The 12,319-nt window shown below is 50.2% G+C and carries 12 protein-coding genes and 1 riboswitch; all 12 genes read right to left on the reverse strand.

Features of this window, described 5'->3' with window-relative positions:
- Positions 1 to 2: 2 nt before the first annotated feature.
- Positions 3 to 551: a bifunctional adenosylcobinamide kinase/adenosylcobinamide-phosphate guanylyltransferase gene (locus tag HU147_RS13145; RefSeq protein ID WP_224076678.1), complete on the reverse strand. Its 549-nt coding sequence runs from the start codon at positions 549 to 551 to the stop codon at positions 3 to 5.
- The gene (cobD, locus tag HU147_RS13150; protein WP_224076679.1) at positions 533 to 1,612 is read right to left on the reverse strand and encodes a threonine-phosphate decarboxylase CobD; all 1,080 of its coding nucleotides are present in this window, start codon (positions 1,610 to 1,612) and stop codon (positions 533 to 535) included. The genes HU147_RS13145 and cobD overlap by 19 nt, the downstream gene beginning before the upstream one ends.
- Complete coding sequence (gene cbiB, locus HU147_RS13155; protein WP_224076680.1) at positions 1,599 to 2,552, reverse strand: adenosylcobinamide-phosphate synthase CbiB; 954 nt, start codon at positions 2,550 to 2,552, stop codon at positions 1,599 to 1,601. The genes cobD and cbiB overlap by 14 nt, the downstream gene beginning before the upstream one ends.
- Positions 2,546 to 4,009, reverse strand: coding sequence for an adenosylcobinamide amidohydrolase (locus HU147_RS13160; protein WP_224076681.1), 1,464 nt, complete (start codon positions 4,007 to 4,009; stop codon positions 2,546 to 2,548). Before HU147_RS13160 ends, cbiB begins: the two co-directional genes overlap by 7 nt.
- Before the next feature lies 1 nt (position 4,010).
- Positions 4,011 to 4,961, reverse strand: coding sequence for a FecCD family ABC transporter permease (locus tag HU147_RS13165; RefSeq protein ID WP_263427858.1), 951 nt, complete (start codon positions 4,959 to 4,961; stop codon positions 4,011 to 4,013).
- 34 nt (positions 4,962 to 4,995) lie between these two features.
- Complete coding sequence (locus tag HU147_RS13170) at positions 4,996 to 5,970, reverse strand: ABC transporter substrate-binding protein (protein WP_224076683.1); 975 nt, start codon at positions 5,968 to 5,970, stop codon at positions 4,996 to 4,998.
- Positions 5,971 to 6,091: 121 nt separating this feature from the next.
- Positions 6,092 to 6,278: riboswitch (cobalamin riboswitch) on the reverse strand.
- Positions 6,279 to 6,319: 41 nt separating this feature from the next.
- On the reverse strand, positions 6,320 to 7,981 hold the full coding sequence (argS, locus tag HU147_RS13175) for an arginine--tRNA ligase (RefSeq protein ID WP_224076684.1): 1,662 nt from the start codon (positions 7,979 to 7,981) through the stop codon (positions 6,320 to 6,322).
- A complete protein-coding gene (locus HU147_RS13180; protein ID WP_224076685.1) occupies positions 7,978 to 8,421 on the reverse strand; it encodes a DUF1934 domain-containing protein in 444 nt (147 codons plus the stop codon). The genes argS and HU147_RS13180 overlap by 4 nt, the downstream gene beginning before the upstream one ends.
- 120 nt (positions 8,422 to 8,541) lie before the next feature.
- Positions 8,542 to 9,039, reverse strand: coding sequence for an antibiotic biosynthesis monooxygenase family protein (locus HU147_RS13185; RefSeq protein ID WP_053167065.1), 498 nt, complete (start codon positions 9,037 to 9,039; stop codon positions 8,542 to 8,544).
- Positions 9,040 to 9,583: 544 nt separating this feature from the next.
- Positions 9,584 to 10,456 carry an agmatinase gene (gene speB / locus HU147_RS13190; protein WP_224076686.1) on the reverse strand — a complete coding sequence of 291 codons (873 nt, stop codon included), beginning with the start codon at positions 10,454 to 10,456 and terminating at the stop codon, positions 9,584 to 9,586.
- Between the two features lies 1 nt (position 10,457).
- Positions 10,458 to 11,291 (reverse strand): spermidine synthase, encoded by an 834-nt coding sequence (gene speE, locus HU147_RS13195; protein ID WP_036802922.1) that lies wholly within the window; start codon positions 11,289 to 11,291, stop codon positions 10,458 to 10,460.
- Between the two features lie 494 nt (positions 11,292 to 11,785).
- Positions 11,786 to 12,301, reverse strand: a complete 516-nt coding sequence (locus tag HU147_RS13200; protein WP_224076687.1) for a YwhD family protein — start codon at positions 12,299 to 12,301, stop codon at positions 11,786 to 11,788.
- Positions 12,302 to 12,319 lie beyond the last annotated feature (18 nt).

The following is a 12,319-nucleotide window of genomic DNA, read 5'->3' on the forward strand; positions in this document are numbered from 1 at the left end:
CTTCACTTCCTTCTGTAAGCCACTCCATTTTCCACTTCATATGCCTGATCGGACCGGGCGACGAGCCAGAGATGAATCCGGCCCAGCCATTGCTGATACGTCCGGCCGCGAATAAAATCATCCAGTACTTCATTCGATACGATGACGAACAGCTCGGACCGGTTCCGGATTTGTTCGATCGTCTTTTGCAAATCCGACCATTTTTGTTCCATGCAGTCTTGCCGGCCCACGCAAGGATTCTCCTGCTCCCAGCCTTCGTATAATTCATTGGCGAGCCAAGTCGTCACACAATCCCACAAAACGACATCTTGTGGAGCGATTTCCGGAACTGCTCGTTCCAGATGGAGCGGCTGTTCGATGGTATGCCAGCCGTGTTCTTTCCGGTCGTCGCGATGGCGCCGTATGCGGTCTTCCATTTCTGCATCGTAAGCCTGGCCGCTGGCGAGATACACTTTTCTCTGGGCAGGCGTTTCACGGACCAGCCCTTCCGCCCAGGCGCTTTTCCCGCTCCTTACCCCGCCGCTGACGAAAATCAGTTGTCCTGCAGCCACTGTGCAATCGCTCCTCTCAGTTCTTCCATCTGATCGGCCGATTTCATGCCAATTCGGAACCACTCGCCGTCCATGCCGCGAAATGATTTCGTGTGGCGGAGCACAATCCCTTTTGCTAACAGTTTATCGAAAAAGCAGTCTGCGTCTTTCTCAGGCGGCAGCCGGAATGCCAGAAAATTCGCCGAAGAATCAGTTGTTTGGCAGCCGTTCCCGTTTAAAAAACGCACCATTTTGCTTCGTTCCGCTACCGCTTCTTTTACGACCTGATCCCGGTAAGATTGTTCTTTAAAACAGCCTGCCCCAATATGGGCTGAAATCGCATTGACGTTCCAGTGGGCAGCGCCTTGCTTCAATTCATCCAGGATTCCCGGTTTCCCGAGTGCATAGCCGAGACGAAGTCCCGGAATGGCGTACATTTTCGTCATCGAGCGGACAATGATGACATGCGGCAAGGATTTCTGCAGTGGAATCAGTGAAAATTCCTCTCCTGCAAAATCGATAAACGCTTCATCGAGCACCAGTTCACAGCCCGCTTTGGCACACGCGTCCGCCATTTCCAACAGTTCCGAACGCGTCAGCAGCCGGCCGGTCGGATTATGCGGATTGCAGATGTATACAGCAGCGCTCTCTTTTGCGGCTTGTGCGACCTGTTCAATTTCAAGGCACCAGCCGTTTGCAGCGGTTAGTTGGATCGCTTTGATTTCCGCTCCTTCCGCTTCCAGTGTTTTGCGGTATTCGGAAAAGGCAGGTTCAATCAAGACGACTTTCTTTCCGCGGTAACGGCGGGCCAGCCAGGTAAAAATCTCCGCTGCTCCGTTTCCCGCAATCACCCGTTCCGGCTCCACTTCATGGTAATTGGCAGCCGCACTTCGGAACGGCTCGCCGTCCGGATCCGGATAAGACCTTATGAGTTTCTGCATGGACTGCCAGCTTTCCCCGATAAACGCGGGCGGTCCGAACGGATGGACATTTTCGCTGAAATCCAAAATTCTTTGGGGCCGTTCCATGCCCATCTTTTTATACAAACGCTGCGGGTTCGCCCCGTGGTCAGGCAAGTTCAAGGATCAGCCCTCCTATAGCAAAAAGAATAAAAAAACAAATTGTTGCAATGTGCATATGGCGAACTGCTTCTTTTATGTGTCGGGCCTGAAGTCCGTATACCGGTGTTCCCATGCGGGCACGCACCGATTGGACTCCTTTGTATGTATTGACACCGCCCAATTGAATGCCCAACTGGACAGCTGTAGCGGCTTCGAGCCAACCGCTGTTCGGGCTCGGGTGCTTTCGTGCATCCCTTGCCCATTCACGGAAACGCTGACGCATGGTCAGCCCTCTTTCGTTGCGTGTTGCCAGCAGGATAACGGCACCTGTTATCCGGCTCGGGATGAAGTTCAACACATCATCCAAGCGCGCCGAGGCAAAGCCGAACTGTGAAAATTCTTCATTTTTATAACCCACCATCGAGTCGCATGTGTTTACGGCCTTATACAGCCAAAGCCCTGGCGCGCCAAGCAGAAAAGCCCAAAACAGCGGCGCCGTGACACCGTCGCTCGTGTTTTCCGAAACCGTTTCCACGACACCGCGGGTAATTTCACTTTCACCCAGATGCGCCGTATCCCGGCCGACGATCCAGGATAATTTTTCTCTTGCCAGGCCCCAGTTTTTATTGACCAAAGGCTGATAGACCTCTTCCGCTGCATCCCGCAGGCTCTTTTGTGCAAGACCAGCTGCGATTAAAACCGTCTCCACAAGAAAACCGAAACTCCAGTGAATGGCAGCGGCTCCTGCAATCAGCAAATAACTTGCCGCGAAAGCGAGTCCGGCAACAATCGCCACAAGACCAAACCCGTTTCGAAAAGCGTGAGGACCGCGATTCCATTTTTTCGTCAATTTTGAAATGAGTGTCCCGAGCCAGCGCACCGGATGCGGCCAATTTGGCGGGTCCCCGATGATGCGGTCGAGGAGCAACCCACAGCCAATGGCCAGAATATGGCTTACCATGATCCTTTTCTCTCCCGGTACAGTTCAATTGCTTCGACTGTACATTCGTAAACGCCACTGCCGATCAGTTTGCCAAGCTCCGTAATCGGACCGGCATACGGCAGGTGCTCCCCTTGCTGGGTCGCAGCAACGAGGATGCTGTCTGTCGATGTCCCTGTGGCCAAAGTGCCGGTCAAGGGATCTGTCACTTGTTCCTCGTGGAGCGCTTTCGTTTTTGCTTCTGTGGCCGTGATCATCGCCTGGATAAACGCTTCATCCGACAAATTGCCGTTGACCATAATCCAAGTATTGATGGTCCCAACCCGAACCTCGCGTTCAAGCGCTTTGGAAACGTCCACCGCATTTCCAACTCCGGCCGTTACGGCAATGACAACCGAACCAAACGGCGCTTTGTATTCTTTTACAATGGCATCCTCGGTCCGGACGGCTGTCATCATGCCGACCGTATCGGTCGTTTTAAATCCGAGCTCTTCAATAAATCCCGACATTTCAATGAAGCTATTATCGATATTGTAAGTCATATCGACATGGCGATTGATAAAGGTGCGGAACCATCCCGCCCCTGCATTGATTACCGCCGAAGAAACGGTCTTTAGCGGCACCGCGCTTTGAAACAGCACCATTTGAGGCGATACGACAAAATCACTGGCGCGTATCATTGTTTCTGCCACTTGTCGGCGGACGGACGGCAGCAGAGTCACTTGAGGCTTCGGCAATTCCGGGTGCGGGTAGTTGCTGATGCGCGTCTGGTAAACCGCTTCAATGTCCTCTTCCCGTACCACTTCATGCGGCTCGCCCATCCGGACAATGCGCCCTTCATCGAGCAGCAGCAACTGATCGCAGTAAATGGAAGCGATGTTGATGTCATGGAAGATCGAGACGATCGTCAGCTCTTTTTCAATCGCCTGCTTTTTGATGGTATCCAGCAATTCCTTCTGGTGATTGATGTCCAAATGATTGGTCGGTTCATCCAGCAGGAGGATTTTTGCATTTTGTGCCAAGGCTTGCGCGACAAACACGCGCTGCTGTTCCCCGCCGGACAATTGGTCAATCAGCGTATTTTCGTAATGGGTAATATTCATTAAGCGCATTGCTTCTAGAACCGCCTGTTCGTCTTCATCCGACCAGGAGGAAAACCAGCCGCTTTGGTGCGGATAGCGTCCAAGCGATACCGTTTCACGCACGGTATGCGAAAAAGCATGGGCATGAAGCTGCGGCAGCACCGCCATTTGCTTGGCCAGTTCCTTCGCGCCAAAGTCCGCAAGCGATTTGCCTTCGATTTCAATCTTGCCGCCCCTTGCCGGCAAGATGCCGCTCATCAATTTCATCAATGTGGACTTTCCGCTGCCGTTTGGCCCTAAAATGCCAAGAATCGACCCTTTTTCCACTTGGAATGAAATATTATTGACGATGTCTTTTTCTCCATAGCCGCCAACCAGTTCTGTAATTTTGAGCATGTTATTTCCCTCCTTTGCGCTGCCGGAAAAAGATGAATGCAAAGACCGGTGCTCCGATAAACGCAGTGATGACGCCGATCGGCAATTCTGTCGGCGAAATGATGGTGCGCGATACCAAATCGCAGACGATCAATAAGGCTGCCCCATTGATAAAGGACAATGGCAATACGTGGCGGTGGTCCGAGCCCCAAACGAGGCGTGTCATATGCGGCACGACCAAACCGACAAAGCCGATCGTACCGGAAACAGCCACTGCCGAACCGGTCAGGACAGAGCCGCTGATTAAAATCATCAGTTTGCTCTTTTTCACATCGACCCCTAAATGCTGGGCGCGTTCTTCCCCGAACAGCATGGCATTCAATTCACGACGTTGAAGCCACAATAGAAACGAGCCGATCAGCATAAACGGCAGGGACATCTGGACATAAGGCCAACCCCGCATCGAGACGCTGCCAAGCAGCCAGCCGATGATTTGGCGCAGCTCTTCTCCCGTCAATGCAATCATCAACGAGATGACCGAACCGAGAAAAGAGCTGAAAATGATTCCCGTCAAGATGACCGTTTCCATTTTCATCGAACGGTCGACCAATTTCGCGAATGACATGACCGCAAACATGGTCGCCAAAGCGCCAAGCATACTCATGACAGGCAATGTATAGTTTCCTAAAAACGGGACTGAAATGCCGAAAAAGAGCGTCATGACAGCGCCGACTGAGGCGCCGGATGACACTCCTAAAGTGTAGGGATCGGCCAATGGGTTTTTCAGCAAGCCCTGGAAAGCCGCTCCGGCAATCGCCAGCGAGGCTCCCACGAGGCCAGCCAAAACCACGCGAGGCATTCGGATGTTCCATAAAATATTGGCTGCTGTTTCATCCGATTTCGGATTCCACAGCACTTCCGGTGAAATCGTCACTGTTCCGACCGTCACTCCCAGCAGTACAGCCCCTCCCAAAAGGATGAAAGAGACAATGTACGCAAGGCTGTTTTTATTCACTGAAGACCTCCGGGTAAATCGCTTGCGCCATTTCCATCAAGCCTTCTGTCAATCTCGGGCCGGAACGGGTAACTTTATCAGAATCTACATTGTATACTGCATCTTCTTTAACAGCAGTCACTTCCGCAAATCCGTTGCGGGCTTTGATTTTTTCTACCGCATCCGGGACATAAGCGCCTTCTGTCGAAATGATGACGTCGGGGTTTTTCTCAACAATGGCTTCCGGGTCCATGCTGATCCAGCCTTCCAATTCCCCTGCCGTATTTTCAGCGTTGAGGATATCCAGCATTTCGTCCATGAACGTGCCGCTTCCGGTTGTATAAATTTCCGGGCTGCTTCCCACTTCGACGAATACTTTTTTCGGTTCTGTAATCGTATTTGCCTGTTCTTCGATTTCATCCACTTGGGCTTCCATTTCCGATACAAGGGCATCTGCTTCTTCCATGGCACCGGTTGCCTGTCCAATGACGGTCATTGTTTCATATACTTCATCGAAACTTTGTGCCTCTGAAACCACGTAGACCGCAAGGCCAGCATCACGCAATTGCTGAATTCCTGCTTCACCGACACCTAGGCCGCTTTCATGGGCCAACACCAAGTCTGGCTGCAGGCTGATGATTTTTTCAACATTGAATTCCTGTCCACCGATTTTCTCAACACTTGCCGCTTCTTCCGGATAATTATCAAAATCGGATACACCAACAATCTTTTCGCCCAAGCCAAGCTCATAAGCGATTTCTGTATTGGATGGCACCATCGAAACGACGGCTTCCGGTTCCGCTTCGATGACCACTTCTTCTCCCGTTGCATCCGTCATGGTTACCGGGAATTCCACTTCCGCAACTTCTTTTGGCGTGTCTACCGGCGTTTCTTCGGTTTCCCCAGTCGGTGCTTCTTGATCTCCGCATCCGGCGAGCAGCATAGCTGCCAATCCTGCACTTGCCCCAAACTTCCAGAACTTCTTCATGATGTATTCCTCCAATTGTGTAATTGTAAAAAAAGAAAAGACCTCCCGCTAAGCTGCGGGAGGTCTAAAAGGACGACATAAAAAGCGTATGCATCCAAGCCGGTCCTCGCAGGCTTAATGGGCGTTGTCTGTCATAAAGGCAGGTCTCCTGGCTTGTGATCATGGCGAACTGCACCTTCCCAAAGCGTTGCTTCAGTGGCCGTTTGCAGATTGCTCTCACATACAGTGGCGGGACCGCGCCGGAATCGAACCGGCTTCCCTTTTAACTCATGTTCTTAGACATAAGCACCTTCATGAATAAAGTATTCAGTTAATTAATACTATTATACACCAAAACTTTTGGTGTATCCTACATTTTGTCAGGAGCCGAAACCCCTACAAGTCTTAAGGCATTCGCCAAAGTCGTTTTAACGCCTGTAATCAAGGCAAGGCGTGCGCCTGTCAGTTCTGCATTGGATGCATCCAGTACTTTGTTGGCGTTATAGAAACTATGGAAATGTGCCGCCAATTCATGGATATACGTTGTGATGCGGTGAGGTGCACGCTGTTTTGCAGCATCTGCCACCACTTGCGGGAAATCACCGATTTTCTTCAACACATCGATTTCTTTTTCAGAAGTCAGCAGCTCCAGGTGATCTGTTGATGCTGTCAGCCCTTGTTCTTCTCCCTGGCGCAGGATCGAGCAGATGCGGGCATGCGCATACTGTGAATAGTAAACCGGGTTTTCATTGGACTGCGATACGGCAAGATCCAAATCAAAGTCCATATGTGTATCGCCTGAACGCATCGCAAAGAAATAACGCACGGCATCAAGGCCGACCAATTCGACCAATTCACGCATCGTCACCGCTTTACCGGTACGTTTGCTCATCTTCATTTTTTCGCCGTCTTTGTACAATTGAACCATTTGGATGATGCTGACTTCAAGCGTATCGCGGTCATAGCCAAGCGCTTCGATTGCCGCTTTCATGCGCGGGATATAGCCGTGGTGGTCAGCTCCCCAGATATTGATCAATTTGTCGAAGCCGCGGGACAGCTTGTCTTCATGGTAGGCAATGTCCGGCAGCAAGTATGTGTAGGAACCGTCATTTTTGATCAAGACGCGGTCTTTGTCGTCGCCGAATGTTGTCGAACGGAACCATGTTGCGCCGTCTTCTTCAAAAATATGGCCGTTCTCGCGAAGTTTCGCCAATGCCACGTCAATCTCGCCTTTTTCGTATAAGGAAGTCTCTGAGAACCAGACGTCGAACTCAACGCGGAAATCCGCCAAGTCTTTTTGCAGCTTCGCGAGTTCCACTTTTAAGCCATGCTTGCGGAATGCATCGAAACGCTCTTCTTTTGTCATATGGGCAAATTTATCGCCATGCTCTTTTACTAATTCTTCCGCGATGTCTTTGATGTCCTGGCCGCGGTAGCCGTCTTCCGGCATGTTCAATTCTTGTCCAAGCGCTTCGAAATAACGGGCTTCGATGGACAGCGCCAAATTGTTGATCTGGTTTCCGGCATCGTTGATGTAGTATTCGCGCGATACATCGTATCCGGCAAGATCCAATAAGTTGCATAGCGAATCGCCGACGGACGAACCGCGGGCATGGCCAAGGTGCAAATCGCCTGTAGGGTTAGCCGATACGAATTCCACTTGGATGCGTTCGCCGCCACCGGAATTGGTGCGGCCATAATCTTCTTTTTGCTCCAGGACGGTTTTTACAACATCCAATAAGTAATCTTTTTTGATCGTAATGTTGATAAATCCAGGTCCGGCAATGTCGACCGTTTGGATGTTCGCTGAATCTTTGTCAATGTTCCCAACAATCGCTTCCGCAATCGCGCGCGGCGCTTTTTTCGCCACTCGCGTCAATTGCATCGCAATGTTTGTCGCGTAATCGCCGTTCGCTTTATCTCTAGGCGACTCCAGGTGAACTTCAATCGGTTCCGGCGACAGCTCCGCTTTTTGAACCGCTTCGCTGATGGCCATCTTAATGTCGTGCTGCACTTTTTCTACTGCATTCATTGGTTTCCCTCCAAAAATTGAATTTCCATTTCGTATTCTCCGACATGAGCGGACCCCATCGCCAAGTCGTACCGGACTTTAAAGCGTGTATCGCTGATCGACAGCTCATGAGCTTTTGTCGTCAGCATAAAGGAACCTTGCTCATTCGTTAAGTTTCCCGTTTGCTCTTTATGTAATAAAAACGGTAGCCGCATCTGCAGGCCGCCGCTTCTCATGATGACTGCTTCGTTTTCGCTGATTTTCACCGTGGTCCGAATCGACAGTTCTTCCAACTGTTCTTCGTATTGCAAGTAGCGCCGGTTATTTTTCACCGTCAGCGTGCCCTGTGACCACAATTCCATCTGCTGATCTTCCACGTCCGGCTGGCGGATGATCGTCGTAAGCTTAATATTCACCGCTTTTTGCATGCCGCCGCCTCCTTTATGTAATAGCCTTTTCATTATAGCCCGATTTGCTGTTCTATTTCAATCACGTTTGCCCTTCAGTTTTTAGGCCATGAAATAAAAAACCACTCAGATGAGTGGTTTTCAATCGGTGCTTCTCCGATCGGCTACTGCGGATCATCGAATATAGGTTTTGACAAATGAAGGGCGCGGGAAAATGTTCGGCTTTTTGTCGATGCCTTCTGAAGTGCCGCGTTTCGCATGCGCATGGTTATAAGCCTGGGACTCTTGCCAATCGGTAAACGATTTTTCGTCTTTCCATAGGGTCAGGATGATGTACGTATCCGAATTGACGGGGCGCAAGACGCGGATGGCTGCGAAGCCCGGCTCTTTTTCCACCATGCCGGCCCGGTTTTGAAAGCGCGACTCAAACAGCCCGCGTCCTTCTTCCGTCACCGGAATGTTGTTGAATACTGCGTAAAAGCCGTCGTTGATGTCGCCGACTGCGTTCAATACTTGGTAGGCTTCAAACCCCTGCGGAGCCGCTCCGCCTTCGGATTCAAAAAGTACGGTCGATTCTTCGCCGTCCACCAAATAAATCAGCCGCGCATTTGGCGTCGCTGCGAGAAGCGCTACGCCTTGGTCGCGCTGGCCTGTCCATTTATACAATTCCATTGTCAGCACCTCTTCCAGATTAATAGTCTTTTTTATCTTACCGTTTTTCAATGAAAGATTCTATTTTGGGAGGTTTGTGGCAGCTTTTTGTTGACTTACGAGTAGCCAGAGCGGTTTTACGAGCGAGCAAGCCGGCTTTACGAGCGACTTTCTTATTCTAATGAGCAACTTTCAGGATTTTACGAGCAACTAGAACTCTTTTATGATCAACTAAGCTTTTTCACAGAAAAAAACCGGCCTCGAAAATTCCAGGCCGGCTTGATTATGTGCGGATGGCATCAGCCTCCTCCGCTTTTCTTATTGTCCAGCTTCGGCGGCTAGCTCCTCGGGTCGTAAGCCACTTCGGCTGTGCGGCTGAAAACATGCCGCTTCGCCAAATCGTCTTACGCCGGTCGGAGCTGACCAGCCACCTCCGCTTTTCTTACTGTCTAGCTCCAGCACCTAGTCCCTCGAGGCGCTTCGGCCTTCCTGCAAATGGCAAAGGACGCCATTTACTGTAAGTCCTCCAGCGCTTATCGGGACTGGACAGGTGCTTCCGCTTTTCTTATTTAACCCATCCAAGAATCATTTCACGGATGAGTTTGCTTGCGGTGTTGGCTGTCTGGTCGGAATGGTCATAGACCGGTGCCAGTTCTACAAGATCAAATCCGACAACGTTCACGCCGGAAGCTGCAATGGCGTGGATCGATGCCAATAGTTCGCGTGACGTGATGCCGCCTGCGTCGACTGTTCCAGTGCCTGGCGCATGCGCCGGGTCCAAGACGTCCATATCGATCGTGACATAGACGTTGCGGCCTTCAAGCGTCGGCAGCACTTCTTTCAACGGCTCGAGCACTTCGAATTTCGAGATGTGCATGCCTTGCTCTTTCGCCCATTCGAATTCTTCTTTCATGCCGGAACGGATGCCGAACGAGTAAACGTTTGTCGGTCCGATATGGTCCGCGATTTTACGGATCGGCGTGGAATGCGAATATTCTTCGCCTTCGTAGTTTTCGCGAAGATCGGTATGGGCATCAAAATGGATGATCGCCAAATCGTCGTATTTGCTCGCAACGGCTTTCATGACCGGCAGGGACACCAAGTGCTCGCCGCCCATGCCCATCGGGATTTTATTGTCCGCTAAAAGTGTGTGGACATAGGTCTCGATTTCAAGCAGCGATTTTTCCGGGTTGCCGAACGGCAACGGAATGTCGCCTGCGTCGAAGAATTTTACATCTTCCAGTTCGCGGTCAAGGTACGGGCTGTATTCTTCCAGGCCGATTGACACTTCACGGATTTTGTTCGGGCCGAAACGGGAGCCCGGACGGTAGCTGACCGTCCAGTCCATCGGCATGCCGTAAAGGACCGCTTTCGATTCTTCATAGTTCGGGTGGCTTTTGATAAATACTTTTCCTGAATACGTTTCGTCAAAGCGCATCTTATTCGCCTGCCAGATCTTTCACGAATTTCGGCAATACGAATGCCGCATTGTGCAATTCTTTTGTGTAGTACTTCGTTTCGATGTCGTGGAAACGCTCAGCCGGCACTTCCAGCGGGTTGTATTTTTTCGAACCGATCGTGAATGCCCAAAGGCCTGAGGGATAAGTCGGGATGTTCGCCAAGTACAATTTTGTAATCGGGAAGATTTCCTTTACGTCTTTTTGCACTTGCTCGATTAAATCGGCTTTAAACCAAGGGTTGTCCGACTGTGCAACAAAAATGCCGTCTTCTTTCAAAGCTTTTGAAATTCCAGCATAGAAGCCTTTCGTGAACAAGTTCACTGCCGGGCCAACCGGTTCCGTGGAATCCACCATGATGACGTCGTATTTGTTCTCGGATTCTGCGATGTGCATGAATCCGTCCCCAACGATGACGTCAACGCGTGAATCTTCAAGACCCGATGCGATTGAAGGCAAGAATTTTTTCGAGTACTCGATCACTTTGCCGTCAATGTCGACAAGCGTCGCTTTTTTAACAGATGGGTGCTTCAGCACTTCGCGGATAACTCCGCCGTCTCCGCCCCCGACAACCAGAACGTTCTCTGGGTTTGGATGAGTGAACAATGGAACGTGCGCCACCATTTCGTGATAAACGAATTCGTCTTTTTCAGACGTCATGACCATGCCGTCAAGGAATAGCATATTGCCCCATTCAGCCGTTTCTGCCATCTCCAAGTATTGGAAATCCGTTTGCTCGGTGTGAAGCGTTTTATTGATTTTCATCGTAATCCCGAAGTTCTCGGTTTGTTTTTCTGTATACCAAATTCCTGCCATCTATAATCAAACTCCTTTTCAGTCAAATTAAAACTACTTAAAAAAGTATAATTCTTTTCAACAAAAGTGCAATAAGTTTTTGTCCCGCTTTAACGGTCCGTATAACTTCCGCTTTTCCGAGCGGAAGATTACGGTCCGTAAAAGCCCGACTGGATCAACTAACAATCAGGGAGGCAAGGCCCCCTGATTGAGTTTCTCTTTGCACAGTCCTCTTTACCCGCTGCGCCTGCCAATATGCGCAAAATAAAAAGGTTTTCTGCGGAGAGAATGCATCTCTTCACAGAAAACCTTTTTAAGCCTGATGGCACGGAGAAAGAGACATGAGGCATTGGGCTTGGGTTTGTCGCAATGGCTCACGGCACTTGTCCGCTTCACAGGTGTCCTAGCTTTCTATTTAAAAGCTGTAACTATAGTTTACTGCGTTTATTGGCCGACTTCAACCGCCGAACAGAAGCAATCCAAAATGTCACAATTCGTACATTAAATTGGATTTTTTATACAGTCAACTCTTGACGAAGCTTTGGTTCGCTGCGTTCCCACATTTCAGCGTTGTGCGTTTTCAAATATTCCGCCAGCACTCGCTTCGAAGAATCGTCCATTCCTTCAACGATAATTTTGCGTTTCATCGATTTGTCCATCAAATTGACATGCTCCGCCAAAATCTTATAGCCTCGACGCTTTTCCCGGTTCACGACCATTTCACAAGCTGTGACGCCTGCATAGTAAGGTCCGGCCGGGTTGAAATCGATGGTGATCCAGACCAGCCAATACGGTTTGCCGCCCGCTGAGTCTTCGCGGTTCGTCGTAAACTTGATGCCTTTCTCGACCTGGCTGCGCGCATGCATGGCACCAATGTCAATAAATGCCGATTGTTCTTCGATGTCAATGAAAAGCGGGGATACGTTTTCAAGCGACAGGGATCCGATGCCATAGCCTTTGTGGCCGTCTGTCGGGTCGTTTTTTATAATAGTGAATCCTACTTTTTGTTTTGGTTTTTCTTCATTAGCCATGTGTACATTCCCTCCGTT

The organism is Planococcus chinensis (genome assembly GCF_020071995.1).
Classification (GTDB): domain Bacteria; phylum Bacillota; class Bacilli; order Bacillales_A; family Planococcaceae; genus Planococcus; species Planococcus chinensis_A.